The sequence below is a fragment of the Psychrobacter sp. CAM01 genome (assembly GCF_032842965.1).
In the GTDB taxonomy this organism is placed as follows: domain Bacteria; phylum Pseudomonadota; class Gammaproteobacteria; order Pseudomonadales; family Moraxellaceae; genus Psychrobacter; species Psychrobacter celer.
In genome coordinates, this window is record NZ_JAWJBL010000017.1 from 20,919 (window position 1) to 40,587 (window position 19,669).

The following is a 19,669-nucleotide window of genomic DNA, read 5'->3' on the forward strand; positions in this document are numbered from 1 at the left end:
GATAGATGTGGTGGATCATGTATTGATCTAGACTCTCGCATCCTGACCAATCCTATTATCCAGCTTTGATTAATGAAGACATATCCTAGTGCTGCGGTGTTTTTTATGGGTAAGTGTTAAAAATAATGAAGAAAAACAACGGTTAAAAAAACCCGAGACACTGGTCTCGGGTTTTTATATTGTTAAGACTCAATACCATCGAGCGATTATTTAGGCTCTTTATGTAAAGGGTTCGCATTCACTCTTTGTTGCTCCTTTATATGACGCTCTTCCCAATAGGTGGCGTTTTTGATACCAAACTTCTTAGGATCAAAGGTGAACCTGTTAGAAGTAGTACCGCCGCCTGCTTTGAGCTGGGCTTCATAGTCTCGCAAAATATCGATAGCAGGACGTGCCACAAAGAAGATGACGATGATACCAACGATGTTAAGCCATGCCATGAGACCAACACCAACGTCGCCGAGGCCCCAGATGTAGCCTGAGCTGTTAAGCGCGCCGTAAGCTACCATAAACATGATAACGAGCTTCACAATAAACTGACCTGTCTTACTCGCGCCTTTACCCATTGAGCGGGTCAGGAATGAGATATTGACTTCCGCGATATAGTAGTATGCCAAAATAGTGGTGAAGGCAAAGAAGAATACCGCGACAGCAATAAAGGTGTCACCAAAGTTGCCGTACACAGACTCCATCGCCATTTGGGTGAATGATGGAGAGTTGATCTCAACATCAGCGGCGACGTTTTGGACGATAAACTGTCCTTCAGCCAGCTCGCCTTGAATGTTGTACATGCCAGTTGATAAGATCATAAAAGCAGTAGCAGAACAAACAAGCAAGGTATCTACATAGACTGAAAATGCTTGTACCAAACCTTGCTGAGCTGGGTGATCGACCGCAGCGGCAGAGGCGGCGTGAGGACCCGTGCCTTGACCTGCTTCGTTTGAGTAAATACCACGTTTTACGCCCCAACCAATGGCAGCACCAAAGCCTGCTTGAGCAGTAAAGGCATCACCAATGATTGCGCCAAATACTTGCGGGATCATGCTGAAATTGGTAAACATGATAAGTAAGGCAAGGATAATGTAGCCTAGCGCCATAAATGGTACCGCATACTCAGTAAAGGTTGCGATACGCTTGATACCACCAAAGATAATAAAGCCTAAAACCACCAAAATGATAGTAAGGGCTATCAGACGCGTGGTACCCGTCTCTATGCCGGCTAGGGTTATCGCCGAGCCTTCACCTGCGACCTGCGCGACAGCGTTGATGACGCCGTTTGCCTGTACGCCAGGTAAGAACACACCACAAGCGACAATAGAGGCTATGGCGAATAAGATACCATACCACTTTTGGCCAAGGGCACGCTCAAAGTAATATGCAGGGCCACCGCGATATTCGCCCGTAACGACGTCGCGCTCTTTATAGATTTGACCCAAAGTCGATTCGACATACGCGGTAGATGCGCCCAAGAACGCCACGATCCACATCCAAAATACCGCACCTGGACCACCAAAGCCGATCGCTGCTGCCACCCCAGCGATGTTACCCATACCAACGCGGCCTGCGAGCGAGACGGCAAGCGCCTGAAATGATGAGATACCATCATTGTCTGGCTTGCCTTTAAACAACAGTCGGAGCATCTCCCCAAATAGACGAACTTGCACAAAGCGCGTCATAATGGAATAAAATAGACCTGCGCCCAAGCATAAATAGACCAGCGCTGGGCTCCAAATAATTCCATTTGCTAAATTGACTAAACCTTCCATATTATGTATTCCTAGTACTGTCTCAAAGTGGCGCTGTATGCTAGGCGTAAACTAACTGGTTAACTTACTTATTCAAGTTAAGCAGTTAAATTATCAGCATCGACTTACCTGTGCTAGCGTAGTCTCATACGTTGTGTCACCACTAAGAATGGACTGTAGTTGTCTGTATTTGTCCGTAGGGCTGATCAGCAAATCACTCTACTGCTCGCCGCTTATCTGTACTATATCAGTCACGGCTACGATTTATTGCTGTCTGAGCATGAGGTACGGTATAAATGACCAAGGGCTCAGATATGTTATAAGTAGACCCACAAACAAAACAGGCGGTTATATAATTTAAATAGCCATCAAACTGATAGCAGGGCTTGCTATGAGCAGCACGGTGCGATGACAGGGTGTTGGACCAATAACAAACGAATCTGTTTAGTGAGTGTGGCGCAGTTTGTCAATGTTTTCATCAAGCTATCGATGGACTGCTAATACTAATCAAACCATAAGTCCACTACCAAATGTATTCAAACCGTACGGCTACGTAACTGCAATTTGCCATATTTTTCTATTAATTACTAGAATTTTCTTTATATATAAGCGTATATATTCATATTTAAGAAGGCTGTTTTCTCAAGGGTGGCAAGGAAACAGACCTATGTTTATGCCTGTCCTGGCAGCAGCTTTTTGTTAAAAAACGATACAGGCGTCTGCTTACCGGCAACATCGCGGTTGTGTTTTGGTAACGATGAATTGTAAAAGCAGTACGATAGCGCCATTATTACTACCATATTGTATAAGCTATAATAATAAAAATAGACGCGAAATAGACGTAAACAGGTCCTGCAAAAAGTGAAAAAAGAGAAAGATAAATAAGCGGCTTGCGCTCGTGACTGTTTGGGTTTTTGATTTTGAGTTTTGACTATGGAGTCCGTCTATTAAATCATAAAGCTTACCTATATAAGTGATAAACCAATTTAGGGTGTGGGCAGAGGCTAATGACAAACAAGGTCGGCGCATATCAGCACGATTGACAAAAAGAGCATACATAAGTTGCGATATATTTCTTATTATTTTGTTATTTATTATTAGGAGAGAAGTGATGACACGTAAATCTATGGTAAAACCCATGCTGATAGCAGCGGTACTAGCGACGTCTAGTGCCGGGCTCAGCGGCTGCGGCTATAATAATTTGCAAGCGCAAGATGAGCAGGTGACCGCATCGTGGTCAGAGGTAGTCAACCAGTATCAGCGCCGCGCAGATTTGGTGCCAAACTTAGTCAAAGTAGTACAGCAGTATGCGGAGCAAGAGCAAGAGGTGTTTACTCAAGTGGCCGAAGCGCGTGCGCGTGCCGGCAGCATTACCGTCACGCCAGAGGTGCTCAACGACCCAGAAGCGATGGAACGTTATGCCGCCGCCCAAGAGCAGATGACAGGGGCGCTGTCGCGTTTGATGGCAGTGTCTGAGCGCTATCCTGAGCTCAAATCAGATGCGTTGTTTCAAGATTTACAAGCGCAGCTAGAAGGCACAGAAAACCGTATCGCCGTCGCGCGCAACCGTTATATCCAAGAAGTGCAGGGCTATAACACCACCGTGCGTCAGTTCCCGACCAATATCACTGCCAAAGTGTTTGGAATGGATACTAAGCCAAACTTTAGCGTGAATAACGAAGAGGCCATTTCGACTGCGCCAAGCGTCGATTTTGGTGGCTCGGCAAACACGAGCGCTGAGTAGCTCCTAAGTCGCCATAATAAGTCGCCATAAAATAAAGCGGTGTTGGCCGCTTTATTTGCTTTAGGGGTTGTGGCACTGGTGTTTATGATCCAGACTTTTATGAGCCTAATTTTTAGTATTTTATAATTTTACAACAAGTACAGCGGTCACTTAAGGTGGTATAGATTAGATGAATCATTCAAAAGCAATCTTATCAGTATTACTATTTACACTGAGTCTGGGCGGTGCACCGATGCTGCACGCCGCGCCCAATGACGCTACTGATAGTGCGATCGCTGTAGATAATGGCTCAAACGTGCAGAGCCGCAGTGTCGAAGAATTGGTCGCAATTGCCAAAGCAGGCGAATCCAATGAAGCCATTAATGAGGCAGTATTGGGGAATGAGGCGATCAACGAAACCATTCTTAGCAATGACAGTAAAGATGGCAATGACGCCATTAATTCTAATGCAGCGCAAACGACTGCTGCGCCAATACAATCAAGCGCCAAAAGCGTCGATGCTGACAAACTGATCCTAAATTCGCCTGTGGTGGATCAAGCCAATATCTTAAATCCGCAAGAAAAACAGCGCTTAGAGGCGCAGCTTAAGAGTATCTATCAGCAAGGTCTGGCGCAGGCGGCGGTTGTGATTGTACCGACGACCAACGGGCTGCCGATATTTGACTATGCCTTGCAAGTGGCAGAAAAATGGCAGCTGGGCGATCAAGATATCGATGATGGTCTGCTGATGGTGGTCGCGGTCAATGACCGTAATATGTATGTTTTGACCGGTTATGGGCTTGAGGGTGTGTTGCCTGATGCTGCGGTCAATCGCATCATTCGAGAAGACATCACCCCTTTGTTTAAACAAAACAATTATGGCGCTGGTATATTGGCAGGGGTAGACGCGCTAAAGACACGCCTGAGCGCTGATCCTGAGGTGCTGGCGCGTGCCGATGCCCAAGCAGCAGAGCGTAGTGCGCAGCAGGGAGGTGACGAGGTACCATCGCCGATCTTTTTGTTTATCATAGCGATGATTTTCGGTGGTTTTATCACCAACATATTTGGCCGTGTGTTTGGCTCTATCCTGACAGCTGGCGGCTTTTTTGCAGGCTCACTGGCGCTGGGTGGTGGGTTTTTTATGACCGTCATTATGGCGATATTTTTGTGGATGTTCCTTATCTCACGTGGCTCAGGCGGCGGCAGTGGTGGCCGCGGCGGCGGTGGTGGCATGATTTTCTTACCGGGCATGGGCGGCGGTAGTGGCGGCAGCTTCGGTGGTGGTGGTTTTGGTGGCGGCGGTGGTGGCTTTGGCGGCGGCGGTGCCGGTGGCTCTTGGTAGCCTGATACAATGAAAAAAACAATCGTGAGCAACGACGTATTTGAGGAAGTAATATAATGGCAGAAAACAATACTGCACATCCCAGCTTTGCCCGCTGGTGGCGCCAAGTCTTGTTTGTGCCTTTGATGCACAGCAAATGGCTGACAGCGGCTGCCAAAGCGCGCTTGACAGCAAAAGTAACCAGCGCGGAGCGTGGTCATCGCGGCGAGGTGTTTTTGATTATCGAAAATCACCTTCCTATTCAGCAGGCTTATCATATGGGCTGCCGTGAGCGCGCCATTGATTTGTTTAGTGAGTACCGCGTTTGGGATACCGAAGAAAACACAGGCGTGCTGGTCTATGTCAATATCTGTGAGCACAGTTTAGAGATTGTGGCAGATCGCGGCATCAGTGCCCATGTCAGCCCGACAGTGTGGCGCGCCATGTGTGACAAAGCTGTCGCTGGTATTGCCAACCAAAAAACAGAAGAAAGCTTGCTTGAGCTATTAGATGAAGTGGGGCAGGTGCTGCGGCAGTATTATCATCTCGAGCATGACCCTGCAGGCAACGAGCTGTCTGATACAGTGGTGTATTTGAAGTAAGCTTGCTAGTCTTTACTTGCTAGTGTTTAAAGAAAGCCTGATCAACACGCCCTAAGCATTTTTACTAAATGTTTTCACTTAGGAGCTTTTACTTAGCAGGCTTTTGTTAAATTCTTAAAGCGCTGTGCTGCTCACTTATTCACCTGTAGGGTTTTTGCGTCAATTCAAATATAATATCGTCTGTCCTAAGACAAACCGCCCTTACTGAGATATTATGATTGAATTAATAAAAAAACTGCCAAAAGCTGAGCTACATTTGCACATCGAAGGCTCGCTCGAGCCTGAGCTGATGTTTCGATTGGCGCAAAAAAACGACATCCAAATACCTTATAAAGACATAGACGACGTCCGCCGCGCCTATAACTTTACTAACCTACAGACCTTTTTAGATATCTATTATGCTGGTGCCAACGTCCTTATCACCCAGCAGGATTTTTATGATTTGACGTGGGCCTATATCCTAAAGTGCGTCGAAGACAACGTCATTCATACCGAGATATTTTTTGACCCGCAGACCCATACCGAAAGAGGTGTTGAGTTTGCAACCGTTATTAATGGTATCAAATCAGCGCTGGCAGATGCCAAGGCTGAGTACGGTATCAGCTCTTGTATCATCATGTGTTTTTTACGGCATTTGTCGCAAGATGCAGCATTTGAAACTTTAGAGGCGGCCATGGCATTCAAAGATGATATCGTCGGAGTGGGCCTTGACTCATCCGAGCTGGGCAACCCGCCGTCTAAGTTTACAGAAGTATTTAGACAGGCCAAAGCCGCTGGCTTTAAAGTGGTCGCCCATGCTGGCGAAGAGGCGGATTTTTCTTATATTTATGAGGCGTTAGATGTTTTGCGCAGTGACAGGATCGATCACGGCGTGCAGGCGATACATAGCGCGGCACTGATGCAGCGCCTAAAAGAGGAGCAAATACCGCTGACCGTTTGCCCGAATTCAAATATCGAGCTTAAGGTGTTTGAGAGCTATCAAAATCATAATATAAAAACGCTGTTAGACTATGGGCTAAATGTCAGCGTTAACTCTGACGACCCTGCGTATTTTAAAGGCTATATCAATCAAAACTTTATCAATCTGGTAGAAAACTTGCCGCTGACAGAAGACGATATCGTCACTTTGATAAAAAACTCCTTTAGAGCGTCATTCATAGATGATGATCTAAAACGAGCGTATTTGGCACGAGTGGATCTTGCGCTGCAATAAGCACGGCTCACGATGTCAAAAAAGGGGGAGCGCTTTATATAACGCGCTCCCCCTTTTTATTGCGCGACTTGATAGCGACGTATCTGAGTTATTTGGACTCAACGATATCACTGGCCGCACTTATAAATCAGTAATCGCTTCTATCAGCGGCGGCAGTATCACGCCTGCTTTTTCTGCAAATGTGATATCGACGATGGTGTTTGGTGTGGGATTGGGATTTATCTCCATAACTTGCGCGCCGTTTTGTTTGGCTAACTGCGCCAATCCCGCAGCAGGATAGACGAGGCTTGAGGTCCCGATGCTGATAAACACCTCGCAATGGGCCGCGGCTTCCTCTGCAGTCTGCCACGCCTGTACAGGCAGGGCTTCGCCAAACCAAACGATATCTGGTCTGATATAACCATCGCAATGCGGACAGGTGAGCAAGGTATCGTCAAAGCTCATATCAAGACGCGTATTAACGCTCATTGTGTCTTGCATCGTGTCTTGATGGTCGGATGCGGCGCTTGATTGCTCCTGATAGGGCGCATTACATTGACCACAGCGGTTGCGCCACAGATGCCCATGTAGGTGAGTCACCGGGCTACCCGCTTGTTCGTGCAAGTCATCGACATTCTGGGTGATGAGTGTCACTGTTTGATCGGAGGTTTGCGCATGATATTGCCACTGAGCCAATGCATAATGAGCAGGGTTTGGTGCTTTATCAGCCACCAACTGCCTGCGCCACTGATACCAAGACCATACAAGCTTTGGATCACGAGTAAAGGCTTCAGGGGTTGCCAAATCTTCGATGCCGTAGTTTTCCCATAACCCTGTCTGCTTATCTCGAAATGTTGGGATGCCGCTTTCTGCAGAAATACCAGCCCCAGTCAAAATGCAAATTCGTGATTTCGATTTCAACAGTTGTGCGGCACGCTCTACTTCTGCTATGAGTGCGGGTGTTAATTCTGCTAACATGAGCCAACCCTTGTTAATGATGGATATGTTTTCTTATGATAGACGGAATGTGGTGGCTTGTCATACTCTTCGCTGTGATTGTCGCCTTGTGGCTATTGGCAAAATCACGTGGTACAAAGACGGATGCAGGGCGCAGTGGTAAGCAATCAAACCAGCTGCCCTCCAATGACGCGCTACAAAAAACCTCAGTGCTGTTTAAGCAGTTTTTTCCTGATTATCAAGTCACGCGTAAAGCCAAGCATTTGCTCATTCGTAAGCACAATAAAAAAGTGGCGATGATTACCATTGATAAGACACTGGCAGCCGGCCAGCGCCGTTTGGGCGATATTCCTGTGATCAATTATCACCGCGTGCCCAGCCGCGCCCAGCTCGCTACTCATTTGCAAGAGGCAGAGTAGGCGGCGCTTGTATTAGTGGACAAAGTGCAAGTAGGTATTTTAAAAGAAAGTTTTTTAGAGCTGGTCATTTAACAAGCTAGCCGTTTAAAAAGGGCGACTTAAATAGTCACGTGACGAATAACAAGCGAGAGGCTGCGAGTACATTTAACAACACTTGATAGAAGCTACTAGGTCATGATAAATAATATCAAAAGATTTGAAGTGCTGATATTAAAGGGCTCTAGAGGTATGAGGTAATGCTGATGAGGGGTGAAATACGATGATTGGTGCGCTCGGCGGGAATCGAACCCACGACCCTCGGCTTCGGAAACCGATACTCTATCCAACTGAGCTACGAGCGCATAAAACAGACTTAAAAATCAAGACCGCTTAGTCTAACAAATAAAAGTCAGAAAGCCAATAAACGAAGGCAGAGATTGAGGTTTTTTAAGAAAAAACAGGATAGTCATTAAACAAGCATGGCAATCTACCCGCCTTTTCCCTTATAATGTCAGGGAGAATTCATATTTATAATCACCGATTGCAAGTGTGCTGGCACGCGGGATGGCTGTTTGCTATTGATGACGAGAGGTCGTCAAAGGAGGACAGACAGAATGTCCAAGCCGTGCCAGCCTTTGTATACGTAATAAGAGAACGTGACGAATGAGAAAAGTAGTTATGTTATCGGCAGCTGCCATTCTAGGAATCGCTAGTATCGCGGTGAGCCAAGCTGAAAGTGTTGTCGACACGCCTGTGACTGTCTCTGATGTAGCAGAAGCGCAGGAAGTGGTAGAAAACGCACCTGAGCAATTGGGCGATGACCCACAAGCTGCTGCAGATACCACTGATGGCGACGCTGCGACTGACGCTGCGGCCTCAGAAGATGGCCAAGCAGATGACGCAGTAGAAACTGCCGCTGCCGCACCTACCGCCGAAGAAGAGATTCCACAAGATACGCCGCAAGTGCAAAAGCTGATCGCGCTATATCCAAACTTGATTGCTCGTATTCAGCCAGTTGCCAAAGTCTGCTTCGAAGACGACGAAGTGTGTGACGTGACCGCGCGCGCCGCTGGCCCAGCCGCTGGCGATGGTCCTCGCGACGGCAAAGCTGTGTATAATGCGGTATGTCAGACTTGTCACGGTGCAGGCCTACTTGGCTCACCTGTGTTAGGCGATGCTGGCGCATGGGGTCCACGTATCTCAAAAGGTAAAGACACCCTATATACCCATGCCATCAATGGCTTTAACGCCATGCCTGCCAAAGGTGGTGCTGATATCCCTGATGAAGAAGTCCAAAACGCTGTCGATTATATGGTTGATCAAGCAAGCTAAGTAGTTGCTTTTATCGACTTGGGGTGTCTGATGTAGATTAAATAGGCATCCGTAACCTGTCACGGTCTATTGGCTTGTCGTGAGCGACTTGCCGCAAACCATATGTATCCGTAAGCTATATGTAGCCTATAAATCGCCTATTTCATTTTATGAGGTAGGCGTTTTTTTATGATGAGTATTATCAAACGAATGGTTCTGGTAAGGCACCGTTGAAATCCGACCTTAGTAGCCTCATTTTATGAGATTACATCGTCTCATTTAGCTGTTTTTCTCTTCTCAAACGCTTTTACATCGATAATCAATAAAGAGGTATTCATGTCTGAGGTACCAGCACTTGCTATCCAGAATTTATCCAAAACCTATGGTAATGGGTTTTCGGCACTCAAAGATGTCAGTTTAACCGTCCCGCAGGGTGGTTTTTTTGCGCTGCTGGGGCCAAACGGTGCTGGTAAGTCAACGATGATTGGCATTATTAGCTCACTTTTTAAACCCACCACTGGTAGTGTCAAAATCTTTGGCACCGATTTGCTCGAAAACCCAGCGCTGGCCAAGCAGTATCTTGGTGTGGTGCCGCAAGAGTTTAACTTTAATCAATTTGAAAAAGTCCAAGACATCTTGATTACCCAGGCAGGGTATTTTGGTATCCCGGCCAAAGAAGCCCGTCCGCGGGCGAAGCGCTTGTTGACCGCGCTTGGGCTGTGGGATAAGCGCAACAGTAAATCACGCGAGCTATCTGGCGGGATGAAACGTCGTCTGATGATTGCTCGTGCTTTGATTCACAAACCAAAACTATTGATTTTGGATGAGCCGACGGCTGGGGTCGATATCGAGCTGCGTCGCTCTATGTGGGAGTTTATGCAGCAGATCAATATCGAAGAAAAAACCACCATTATCTTGACCACTCACTATCTTGAAGAAGCAGAGCAGCTGTGTAAACGCATTGCGATTTTGGACCATGGTGAGATACGCATCAATACCGAAATGAAAGATTTGCTCGCTCAACTGTCGGTGGAGACATTTGTTTTTGATCTTGAAGCGCCGTTGACCCAGCTGCTAGAGCTGGATGGGGTGACAGGGTTGTCGCAGCCTGATGAGCAGACCCTGGAGGTAACCTTGACAGAAGGCGAGTCGCTAAATGGTGTGTTTAACCAATTATCTGCTCAAGGCATTACGGTGGCCAGTATGCGCAACAAAGCCAACCGCTTAGAAGAGCTATTTATGCGCTTGGTAGAAAAAAACATTCAAAGTGCAGACAGTATGAAGGAGGCGGGATTATGAGTCAAAAGGCCGTGGATCAAAATCAGAGCATCGACTATCACAAAACCATGTCGTGGAATAAAAAATGGATCTCTTTTCGTACCATCTGGCTAAAAGAGGTGCGCCGAATCCTGCGTATCTGGCCGCAGACCCTACTGCCACCTGTCATTACCATGAGCCTGTATTTTGTCATCTTTGGTAAGATGATCGGCTCACGTGTCGGTGAGATGGGCGGGGTGCCGTATATGCAGTTTATCGTGCCTGGTCTAATCATGATGGCGATTATCACCAACAGTTACTCCAACGTTGTCTCAAGCTTTTTTAGTGCCAAGTTTACCGCCAGTATTGAGGAGCTTTTGGTCTCACCGGTCTCCAAGCATGCGATTTTGATGGGGTATATCAGCGGTGGTATTTTTCGCGGGCTGGCGATCGGTTTGATTGTCTCGATTGTGGCGTTGTTTTTTACCGATTTGGGTATTGAGCACTTGTTTGTCACGGTGTTTACCGTCCTTGGTACCTCGATTTTGTTTTCATTGGGCGGCTTTATCAACGCGGTATTTGCTCGTTCGTTTGATGACATCTCTATCATTCCAAGCTTTGTATTGACGCCGCTTACTTATCTTGGCGGGGTATTTTATTCGATGGAAAACCTCTCACCGTTTTGGCAAAACGTCTCGTTATTGAACCCTATTGTCTATATGGTCAACTCTTTCCGCTACGGTATTTTGGGGTATTCTGATGTCAACGTTTGGTACTCGATGGCGGCGATTTTTGTATTCTGTGCGATATTTTATACCATCGCTTATCGTTTATTGAGTAGTGGCTCACGCGTACGCTTATAATTGTCAGCGTGTTAAGTGATGGTCCAAAGCGCTGTCGGTTGAGCAGTTAGGGTTTAACGATTAAATATTAGGAAAGTAAATGAGCATACACGGCATCTTAGGTGAGCAAACCACCGATTATCCGACGCAGTATAGTCCAGAGACGCTATATCCGATTGCGCGTAGTCTGGGTCGTGACGCGATTGGTTGGCAAGACGATAAATTAGCCGTGGGGGTGGACTGGTGGCAAGCCTTTGAGATGTCTTGGTTAAATAAGCAAGGCGTCTCGCAAGTTGCCATTGCGCGCTTTGCTATTCCTGCCAGCTCGCCATTTATTGTCGAGTCAAAATCGTTGAAGCTTTACTTAAACAGCCTAAATTTTACCGAGTTTGCCAGCTGGGACGACGTGCAGGCACTGATAGCCAAAGACTTATCAGCCTGCGTGCAAGCTCAGGTAACCGTTGAGTTGTTTCGCTTAGATGATGAGACATCAGGGCTGCACATTGCTCAGCCTGATGGCGTCTGTATTGATGATGCCTTGGCAAATAGTAGCGAAAAGGTAACACTGTGTGCGCATCCCGATGCGTCATTGCTGCGTGATGAAGCAGAGGTGCGTGGTGAGAGTGTGATAAGTGATGGCACTCAGCCTTATCATTTTTATTCTAATTTGCTGCGTAGTAACTGTCCGGTGACCAACCAGCCGGATTGGGGTACATTAGCTGTGTCAATCACAACGGACCAGCCCATTCATACGGCTAATATGCTGCGCTATCTCTTAAGCTTCCGTCAGCACAATGGTTTTCATGAGCAATGTGTTGAGCAGATATTTGCTGACTTGAGTCAACACTATCAGCCACGCGCATTGATGGTTCGTGCGTGGTACACCCGCCGCGGCGGTATCGATATCAATCCTTGCCGCGTCAGTGATATGAGTTTGTTGCTGACGCCAAGTCGTTTGATTCGTCAATAGAGCCATAGTTGAAATAGCTTGGCTGATACAAAAAAAGCGCCTGTCTTATTCAATAAGACAGGCGCTTTTTATCGCATAGATTTTACTAATAAAACTATTTGCTACTTACTTTTGCCATGACTTCTTCGCGGCTGAGCATTTGTTTTTCTGATTCACGGCGATTGACGTATTCAAACTTGCCTTCGGCCAAGTTACGGTCAGAGACCACGATGCGATGCGGAATGCCAATCAGCTCAAGATCGGCAAACTTGACCCCTGGACGCTCGTTACGGTCGTCTAGCAATACGTTGACGCCCTGCGCTTTTAGCTCTTCGTATAACGCGGTGGCCGTTTGCATGACGGTTTCTTCTTTAGACTTCATCGGAATGATAGCGACTTCAAAAGGCGCAATCGAGTCCTCGACGGTCGGCGTTTGTGGCCACATGATGCCGTTTTCGTCGTTATTTTGCTCGATGGCTGCTGCGATGATACGGCTGACGCCGATACCATAACAGCCCATCATCATGGTCACAGGCTTGCCATCCTCACCAGAGACGGTTGCGTTCATCGCTTGCGAGTATTTATCGCCCAACTGGAAGATATGACCGACTTCGATGCCGCGTTTGATTTTGAGCGTGCCTTTACCATCAGGAGAAGGGTCGCCTTCTTGCACATTACGCACATCAACGATACGCGTAATGCTGGCGTCACGTGCCCAGTTCATGCCGATGGTATGTTTATTCACTTTATTCGCGCCTGTCACAAAGTCTGACAAGGTCGCCGCTGAGCGATCGACAAATACCGGCATATCCAAATCCACACCGATATAGCCTTTATGCAGGCCAGCGGCTTTTAGCTCTTCATCAGAGGCCAAGGTCAATGGCACGTTGGCTTCTTCGATTTTCTCAGCTTTGATGGTATTAAGCTGATGGTCACCGCGTAGTACCACCGCAATCAGCTGCGGCGTGCCATCTTCTTTATGACCATGGACGATCAAGGTTTTGACGGTATTGGCAAGCGGGATATCTAAGTGTTCCGCCACCATCTTACAAGTGGTCATGCCTTCGGTGAGCACATCTTTGCGCTCTTGCTTTGGCGGTTGGCGTTCAGCCATATTAAATGAGATAGATTCGGCAAGCTCGACGTTGGCCGCATAGTCTGAGGAGTCAGAAAAAGCGATATCATCTTCACCGCTGTCAGCCAACACATGAAACTCATGCGAGGCAAAGCCGCCGATAGAGCCGGTATCCGCTTGTACCGCACGGAAATCTAAGCCTAAGCGGGTGAAGATACGCGTATAAGCCTCATACATATCATGATAAGTCTTTGCGAGCGAAACTTGATCGACATGGAACGAGTAGGCGTCTTTCATAGTGAACTCACGCGCGCGCATCACGCCAAAGCGGGGACGAATCTCGTCGCGGAATTTACCTTGGATTTGAAAGAAGGTAATCGGTAGCTGCTTATAGCTGCGAAGCTCGCCTTGGGCCAGATTGGTAATGACCTCTTCGTGCGTTGGGCCTAGCACAAAATCCCGATCGTGACGGTCTTTAAAGCGCAATAGCTCAGGACCATAGTCATCAAAACGCCCGGTGGTCTGCCACAGCTCAGCGGGCTGCGTCATCGGCATCAGGACTTCTTGAGCGCCTACGTTTTGCATCTCTTCACGAACAATACGTTCGACCTTTTGCAAGACGCGTAACCCCATGGGCAACCAGATATAAAGCCCCGAGGCGATTTTGCGAATAAGACCGGCGCGCACCATCAACTGACTTGAGACGATGTCGGCGTCGCTTGGGGTTTCTTTTAGAGTGGCAAATAAAAATTGACTGGCTTTCATAAATAAAGCGTAACCTTATCAACGATAAAAAAATAAGAAATAGTGGGGTGTTGAGCATAGGGCTATCGTTTCATGGACGCCGTAAGCTTACCTTTATCACTTAGCAATGAACTAGGGGCTTCCTAGTAGATAATGTGTCGCAACTGGTCTCTAACCACTAATCGCGGGCAACTACGCTTTTGCGGCCAAGACACTGGTAAAGCAGTATCGTCACAAAACTGCTCTCACAATAAAAGGGCAGATTTTGATTGACGTATCGATAGAGTAGGCGGCGACATATCGGAATTGAACAAGTCATCAAACGTGTGATGAAAACCTATCCTGCAAAAAACCTGACCAATAAATCTGTGCCGACATTTTATCAATACAATCTGTCTATGTTAGGTAAAGTTCGCCCAAGACGCAATGACTTTTTGTTTTTTCAGCCGCAACTTCGGTCAAAGAATGGCAGATGATTATTGAGACTCGATTATTTACCAGTGTTAAGCTGATTTATGGCAAATGGCGCGCGTATTTTTACTCATAATCTGGTTGCAGGTTATGTTGCGTCTTGGTAGCTATTACTTGAAGTAATAGGTGATTAGTAGCATTTATAGTTAGTAGCATTGATAGACAGGCGGATGAGATAGGCAGGTGGCATCACGCAGCGAGATAAAAGTACGATTTGCTAATAGCGAGGCAATAAACAACGCTGTTAAGTCGCTGTCGCCAAGAGACTCATCTGATCTATATAACTGATAATACTGAAGGTGGTGTCAATGAATCATCCCAACAACCAAGCGCCTGCGGATAACGCGCGCGACAATAAATATCCAGCGCCAAATCCACCAACAAAAAAGCCCATTGTCTTTATGTCGTGGCTGATGTTGTTGATTGGCTTGGCAGCGCTGGCATTTGCTATCTATAGTATGCAGCCGGTAAGTGAAGAAACGCCTATCGAAACCATCAGTCGTGAGGGCGTGGTGACGCAAATTCAGCAGTTAAACCGCCTACAGACGGTCGCCTTTAGTGTCGATACGGTGATTACCAGTGAGCGGCAAGGCAGCTGGATGAAGCTGTGGCAAGATGAACAAAAGGGGCTGTTTATCGCTCGCGGGCGAGTCGATGCAGGGATCGATTTGAGTGCGCTGACGCCTGAGATGGTACAAGTCATCCAGCCCGATCCAGCGACTGACAGTGAAGCGCTGCGCAAAGCTGCCCAAAATGACACGCAGGCCACAACTGTCAATACCGCTGCCACGATGCCGCAAATCAATATCACTTTACCGCCGTCAGAGATATTTTCAGTATATCTGGATGATATTGAGATTTATGACTGGCAGACGGGCGCGTTTGGGCTGATGCAGGTCGATCCCAAGATACTTGCGCAAGCACAGACCATGGCAAAAAAAGAAGTGCTAGAGCGTGCCTGCCGCGGTGATGTGATGAATATTGCTTTGCAAAACGCCCAAACGCAGCTGCAACAGTTATTTGCCATGACGGGCGCGGTGGTGACGGTGACTACGCAAGGAGCAGGGGCTTGTCAGATGCCCTCGTAGCACGTCCGTCGACTGTATTACGATTTTTTAAACTCAGCAATGGCCAACTGACGAGCCGCTTTATGCTCAACCATCGGCACAGGGTAGTTGATATCAGCAAACCTGCCGCCCTTTGCCAGCTCTTTACGCATCTTGTCCTCACTATGCAAGATGCTGGCAGGAATATCTTTTAATTCAGGTAGCCAAGTTTTGATAAACACGCCATCCTTGTCATGCGTTTTGCCTTGGCTAAAGGGATTCATGATCCGAAAGTAAGGCGCAGAGTCCGTACCGGTTGAGGCGCTCCACTGCCAGCCGCCGTTATTAGAGGCAAAGTCGCCATCGATCAGCTGCTGCATAAAATAGCGCTCGCCTAAGCGCCAATCAATCAGCAAGTCTTTGGTCAAAAACATCGCTGTGACCATACGCAGGCGATTGTGCATAAAGCCAGTCGCATTTAGGCCGCGCATCGCCGCATCAACGAGTGGCACACCTGTCTTGCCAGTACACCATGCCTCAAGGTCATCCTTGTCATACGACCAATCAATCTTCTTATCTGTCTGTTCTTTATAGGCCTTGTGGCGGATAAGGGCAGACTTGTCCACTAGCACATGACGATAAAAGTCGCGCCATGCCAGCTCACTTATCCAGCGATTGATGTCTTCATTGTCGCCATCATTGCCGTGTAGCTTTTCTTGCGCTAGTCTTGCCTGTAGATAGCATAATCTAGGACTGATGACGCCAATGGTTAGGTAGGCGGATAGCTGACTGGTGGCCTCGAGGCTAGGCGTATCACGGCTGATATCATAGTCGTCGATGTCGTCGGCAATAAAGTCGTTTAGGCGCTGACAGGCGGCTGTTTCGCCTGCAGGGTAGGCGGCGCGGGCTTTTGTTAATTGAGCATCCGTATCGAGATGCTGCGATAAATCAGCCGTTTGTCGTGATTCTTGATAAGCACTGACCACCTTATTACTCAATGCTTCGATGTCTTTGATAGTAGTCGCGCTGTCTTTTGATAATTTCAGCTTGGTTTTATTATTATTTATGGCGGTGGCTTCATGCATTTGTATGCTGCTGATATCCAAAGTATGCCGCCATTTTTTATAAAACGGGGTAAACACTTGATACATGCTATCGCCATCATTGGTGGTGAGGCTCTGTGGTGGCAAGATACATTGGTCATGCCAGCGTACAAACTCGATATTGTCCTTTGCAAGCCGCTTTGCTAATTTTTCATCACGGTCGATCTCATTGCCTTCGTACTCATGATTGGCCATGATACAGCGGATGTTATTGTCCTGACATAGTGTGCTGAGCGCGTCGATGCAGTCGGCAAAGCTGGGGCAAAGTTGTACAGTCAATGTGATGTTTAGCTGCGTTTGTAGCGCCTTGGCAAGTATGGGCAAGGTGCGGGCGATATGATCCACCTGTACTAAGGAAGTATCGTGCGCATGCCACTGCTCAGGCGTCAAAAAAAACACCGCACTGACGCGCGCCTGATCTGCCTGCGCGCGCTCACAAAGTGCCGTCAGCGCTGTATTGTCATGCAGTCGTAAATCTCGGCGAAACCACATTAGATAATGCGGCATATTCACATCCGTAGTATCATCGCTATCGTCATTAGCAGACGCAGTCTTAGACATGCAAGTATCCTTATACCAATCAATCGTAATCATAAATAAAACTATGAATAAAAGTATGCTAGGATAAGTTTTTCGATGCAATGGGTTTGGCAGATGAGTAACAAATCAGCATCATAGCGTCAGGTCAATATAAAAGGGATACAACGAGATTGGGAACACCAGACTCTCAGTGCAATATATGCTCAGGACAAGGGTAAATATTGAACCTATTAAATTTTTTAAGCCTTTCAAATTAAGGTCAGACAATGCAGGTGAAGTTTTGCGGGTTTACCCAGCTCAGTGATGTTCAGACTGCTGTGCAGTTGGGTGTGGATGCGGTTGGTTTGGTGTTTTATCCACCAAGCCCGCGTGCTGTCACGCCCAAACAGGCGCAGGCATTGAGTGCGGCTGTACCGGCGTTCGTCAGTGTCGTGGCACTGGTGGTCAATATGACTCATGATGAGCTGCTGGCGCTGGCAAACCATGTGCCTTTTGATGTCATTCAATTCCACGGCGACGAAACGCCTGAGCAGTGCCAGCAGCTGGCAAACGCGGTCAATAAACGCTGGATCAAGGCGCTACGTATCGATGCCGAGCAAGACACGGCAGCTAGCGTGCGTGCGCGTATCGATAGCTTTGCCGCGATGGGTGCCAGTAGTATCTTGCTCGATGCCTATCATCCGCAAAAATACGGCGGTACGGGCGCGCGCTTTGATTGGAGCTTGATACCACAGGACAGCGCGCTACCGATTGTCTTAGCCGGCGGCCTCGCTGCTGATAATGTCGCAGGCACACTTAATTTACCTATCTATGGCGTCGATGTCAGCGGCGGTATCGAATCTGCTAAAGGCAAAAAAGACGCTGCCAAAATGCGCGCCTTTATGAAGGCAGTCAAACGTGACCGATGGCAAAACGAGACGGTCACTGACGGGCTCTAAGATAATTGCTATATTGGTGTCTATGTGATGTCTATATATTGTTATTTGCTCGTTATTCCGAATTTTTGCTTGTCGCCTAGTTATATGACGATATGGCGGCAAGCCTAGACGCTTTATCTCCTTCATCTTTATATTAAAAGCCCCCACTTATCGTAGGAATTATCATGAGTCATGCCTCAAACAAAGCGCTATCTGATGCTGCAAAATCTATCAATACCTTTACCAATCCAGCAGATGTGCAAGACTTTAATCAATACCCTGATGCACGCGGACACTTTGGTGTCCATGGCGGTCGTTTTGTTTCTGAAACGCTGATGGCGGCATTAGAAGAGCTTGAAACCTTATACACCAAAGTCAAAGCCGCCCCGGCTTTTTGGGAAGAATATCACAACGATTTGGTCAATTATGTCGGTCGCCCAACCCCGCTTTATCATGCCAAACGCCTGAGTGATGAGATCGGCGGCGCGCAGATTTATTTTAAACGTGAAGACCTCAATCACACAGGCGCACACAAGGTCAATAATACCATCGGGCAGGCACTACTTGCCAAGATGTGCGGCAAAAAACGCATCATCGCCGAGACGGGCGCAGGACAGCATGGCGTGGCGACAGCGACAATTGCCGCGCGCCTAGGCTTAGAGTGCATCGTCTATATGGGCGCTGATGACGTCGAGCGCCAAAAGATGAACGTCTATCGTATGCGCCTGCTTGGTGCGACAGTGGTGCCAGTGACGTCTGGCTCGCGCACTCTCAAGGACGCGATGAACGAAGCGATGCGCGACTGGGTGACCAACGTTGACACCACTTATTACATCATCGGCACCGTTGCAGGGCCGCATCCTTATCCGCTACTGGTACGTGATTTCCAAGCGATTATCGGTAAAGAAGCCCGTATTCAACATTTAGAAAAAACCGGCAAATTGCCTGATGCGTTGGTTGCCTGTGTTGGTGGTGGCTCCAACGCGATTGGGCTGTTTTTTGATTTCTTAAACGATACTGACGTTAAAATGTATGGCGTCGAAGCAACGGGTGACGGTATAGAGACTGGCCGCCATTCAGCGCCATTGGCCGCTGGTCGCATCGGCGTGCTGCATGGCAACCGCACTTACCTGATGGCAGACGATGAAGGTCAAATCCAAGAGACGCACTCTATCTCAGCGGGTCTTGATTACCCTGGCGTCGGTCCTGAGCATAGCTTCTTAAAAGACATGAAACGCGTCGAATATGTCGGCTGCACTGATAAAGAGTCGTTGCACGCCTTTCATGAAGTCACGCGCAAAGAAGGCATCATACCTGCATTAGAGTCTGCGCATGCTGTCGCCTATGCATTGAAACTGGCGAAAACCATGACCCCTGATCAGACAATCATCGTCAATATGTCGGGTCGCGGTGATAAAGACTTGCATTCAGTGATGAAGGCAGAAGGGATTGCGTTGTAGTGGTGAGCATTGTTTT

16 protein-coding genes and 1 tRNA gene are annotated in these 19,669 nt (G+C 47.6%); 12 read left to right on the forward strand and 5 right to left on the reverse strand.

Going from position 1 to position 19,669, the window contains the following annotated elements:
* Window positions 1-206: 206 nt before the first annotated feature.
* Window positions 207-1,766 (reverse strand): alanine/glycine:cation symporter family protein, encoded by a 1,560-nt coding sequence (locus R0I52_RS08475; RefSeq protein ID WP_317053975.1) that lies wholly within the window; start codon window positions 1,764-1,766, stop codon window positions 207-209.
* Between the two features lie 1,090 nt (window positions 1,767-2,856).
* Here R0I52_RS08475 and R0I52_RS08480 point away from each other — a divergent pair.
* From R0I52_RS08480 to R0I52_RS08495, 4 genes are all read left to right on the forward strand, one after another.
* Entirely contained in the window at window positions 2,857-3,489 is a 633-nt protein-coding gene (locus tag R0I52_RS08480) for a LemA family protein (protein ID WP_317053976.1), read from the forward strand.
* 169 nt (window positions 3,490-3,658) lie between these two features.
* Entirely contained in the window at window positions 3,659-4,810 is a 1,152-nt protein-coding gene (locus R0I52_RS08485; protein WP_317053977.1) for a TPM domain-containing protein, read from the forward strand.
* A gap of 56 nt (window positions 4,811-4,866) precedes the next feature.
* Window positions 4,867-5,391: a TPM domain-containing protein gene (locus tag R0I52_RS08490; protein WP_075102557.1), complete on the forward strand. Its 525-nt coding sequence runs from the start codon at window positions 4,867-4,869 to the stop codon at window positions 5,389-5,391.
* Window positions 5,392-5,605: 214 nt separating this feature from the next.
* Window positions 5,606-6,604, forward strand: coding sequence for an adenosine deaminase (locus R0I52_RS08495; RefSeq protein ID WP_317053978.1), 999 nt, complete (start codon window positions 5,606-5,608; stop codon window positions 6,602-6,604).
* A 120-nt stretch (window positions 6,605-6,724) separates the two neighbouring features.
* Here the strand turns inward: R0I52_RS08495 and R0I52_RS08500 are convergent, their stop codons facing one another.
* Window positions 6,725-7,561 carry an NAD-dependent deacylase gene (locus R0I52_RS08500; RefSeq protein WP_317053979.1) on the reverse strand — a complete coding sequence of 279 codons (837 nt, stop codon included), beginning with the start codon at window positions 7,559-7,561 and terminating at the stop codon, window positions 6,725-6,727.
* A gap of 35 nt (window positions 7,562-7,596) precedes the next feature.
* Between R0I52_RS08500 and R0I52_RS08505 the strand changes: the two genes are divergently transcribed.
* The gene (locus tag R0I52_RS08505; protein WP_317053980.1) at window positions 7,597-7,959 is read left to right on the forward strand and encodes a hypothetical protein; all 363 of its coding nucleotides are present in this window, start codon (window positions 7,597-7,599) and stop codon (window positions 7,957-7,959) included.
* Between the two features lie 264 nt (window positions 7,960-8,223).
* Here the strand turns inward: R0I52_RS08505 and R0I52_RS08510 are convergent.
* A tRNA-Arg gene (locus tag R0I52_RS08510) sits at window positions 8,224-8,300 on the reverse strand.
* A 301-nt stretch (window positions 8,301-8,601) separates the two neighbouring features.
* Here R0I52_RS08510 and R0I52_RS08515 point away from each other — a divergent pair.
* The 4 genes from R0I52_RS08515 (at window position 8,602) to queF (ending at window position 12,318) form a co-directional block, all read left to right on the forward strand.
* A complete protein-coding gene (locus R0I52_RS08515; protein WP_317053981.1) occupies window positions 8,602-9,270 on the forward strand; it encodes a c-type cytochrome in 669 nt (222 codons plus the stop codon).
* A 315-nt stretch (window positions 9,271-9,585) separates the two neighbouring features.
* On the forward strand, window positions 9,586-10,548 hold the full coding sequence (locus R0I52_RS08520; RefSeq protein WP_317053982.1) for an ABC transporter ATP-binding protein: 963 nt from the start codon (window positions 9,586-9,588) through the stop codon (window positions 10,546-10,548).
* Window positions 10,549-10,595: 47 nt separating this feature from the next.
* Window positions 10,596-11,369, forward strand: a complete 774-nt coding sequence (locus tag R0I52_RS08525; RefSeq protein WP_317054029.1) for an ABC transporter permease — start codon at window positions 10,596-10,598, stop codon at window positions 11,367-11,369.
* A gap of 79 nt (window positions 11,370-11,448) precedes the next feature.
* Entirely contained in the window at window positions 11,449-12,318 is an 870-nt protein-coding gene (queF, locus tag R0I52_RS08530; RefSeq protein ID WP_317053983.1) for an NADPH-dependent 7-cyano-7-deazaguanine reductase QueF, read from the forward strand.
* 94 nt (window positions 12,319-12,412) lie between these two features.
* On the opposite strand, the gene R0I52_RS08535 is transcribed toward queF, so the two are convergent.
* Window positions 12,413-14,137, reverse strand: coding sequence for a proline--tRNA ligase (locus R0I52_RS08535; protein ID WP_317053984.1), 1,725 nt, complete (start codon window positions 14,135-14,137; stop codon window positions 12,413-12,415).
* Between the two features lie 758 nt (window positions 14,138-14,895).
* Here R0I52_RS08535 and R0I52_RS08540 point away from each other — a divergent pair.
* Window positions 14,896-15,675, forward strand: a complete 780-nt coding sequence (locus R0I52_RS08540) for a DUF4230 domain-containing protein (protein ID WP_317053985.1) — start codon at window positions 14,896-14,898, stop codon at window positions 15,673-15,675.
* A 17-nt stretch (window positions 15,676-15,692) separates the two neighbouring features.
* On the opposite strand, the gene R0I52_RS08545 is transcribed toward R0I52_RS08540, so the two are convergent.
* Entirely contained in the window at window positions 15,693-17,297 is a 1,605-nt protein-coding gene (locus R0I52_RS08545; protein WP_317053986.1) for a cryptochrome/photolyase family protein, read from the reverse strand.
* A 245-nt stretch (window positions 17,298-17,542) separates the two neighbouring features.
* Here R0I52_RS08545 and R0I52_RS08550 point away from each other — a divergent pair, with 245 nt between their 5' ends.
* The gene (locus R0I52_RS08550; protein ID WP_317053987.1) at window positions 17,543-18,214 is read left to right on the forward strand and encodes a phosphoribosylanthranilate isomerase; all 672 of its coding nucleotides are present in this window, start codon (window positions 17,543-17,545) and stop codon (window positions 18,212-18,214) included.
* A 164-nt stretch (window positions 18,215-18,378) separates the two neighbouring features.
* Entirely contained in the window at window positions 18,379-19,653 is a 1,275-nt protein-coding gene (gene trpB, locus R0I52_RS08555) for a tryptophan synthase subunit beta (protein ID WP_317053988.1), read from the forward strand.
* Window positions 19,654-19,669: the final 16 nt, after the last annotated feature.

Bases quoted from the DNA above. Each gene is read 5' to 3' on its own strand.
- R0I52_RS08475 (WP_317053975.1), bottom strand. From the start codon at position 1,766: ATGGAAGGTTTAGTCAATTTAGCAAATGGAATTATTTGGAGCCCAGCG.
- R0I52_RS08480 (WP_317053976.1), top strand. From the start codon at position 2,857: ATGACACGTAAATCTATGGTAAAACCCATGCTGATAGCAGCGGTACTA.
- R0I52_RS08485 (WP_317053977.1), top strand. From the start codon at position 3,659: ATGAATCATTCAAAAGCAATCTTATCAGTATTACTATTTACACTGAGT.
- R0I52_RS08490 (WP_075102557.1), top strand. From the start codon at position 4,867: ATGGCAGAAAACAATACTGCACATCCCAGCTTTGCCCGCTGGTGGCGC.
- R0I52_RS08495 (WP_317053978.1), top strand. From the start codon at position 5,606: ATGATTGAATTAATAAAAAAACTGCCAAAAGCTGAGCTACATTTGCAC.
- R0I52_RS08500 (WP_317053979.1), bottom strand. From the start codon at position 7,561: ATGTTAGCAGAATTAACACCCGCACTCATAGCAGAAGTAGAGCGTGCC.
- R0I52_RS08505 (WP_317053980.1), top strand. From the start codon at position 7,597: ATGATAGACGGAATGTGGTGGCTTGTCATACTCTTCGCTGTGATTGTC.
- R0I52_RS08515 (WP_317053981.1), top strand. From the start codon at position 8,602: ATGAGAAAAGTAGTTATGTTATCGGCAGCTGCCATTCTAGGAATCGCT.
- R0I52_RS08520 (WP_317053982.1), top strand. From the start codon at position 9,586: ATGTCTGAGGTACCAGCACTTGCTATCCAGAATTTATCCAAAACCTAT.
- R0I52_RS08525 (WP_317054029.1), top strand. From the start codon at position 10,596: ATGTCGTGGAATAAAAAATGGATCTCTTTTCGTACCATCTGGCTAAAA.
- queF (WP_317053983.1), top strand. From the start codon at position 11,449: ATGAGCATACACGGCATCTTAGGTGAGCAAACCACCGATTATCCGACG.
- R0I52_RS08535 (WP_317053984.1), bottom strand. From the start codon at position 14,137: ATGAAAGCCAGTCAATTTTTATTTGCCACTCTAAAAGAAACCCCAAGC.
- R0I52_RS08540 (WP_317053985.1), top strand. From the start codon at position 14,896: ATGAATCATCCCAACAACCAAGCGCCTGCGGATAACGCGCGCGACAAT.
- R0I52_RS08545 (WP_317053986.1), bottom strand. From the start codon at position 17,297: ATGTCTAAGACTGCGTCTGCTAATGACGATAGCGATGATACTACGGAT.
- R0I52_RS08550 (WP_317053987.1), top strand. From the start codon at position 17,543: ATGCAGGTGAAGTTTTGCGGGTTTACCCAGCTCAGTGATGTTCAGACT.
- trpB (WP_317053988.1), top strand. From the start codon at position 18,379: ATGAGTCATGCCTCAAACAAAGCGCTATCTGATGCTGCAAAATCTATC.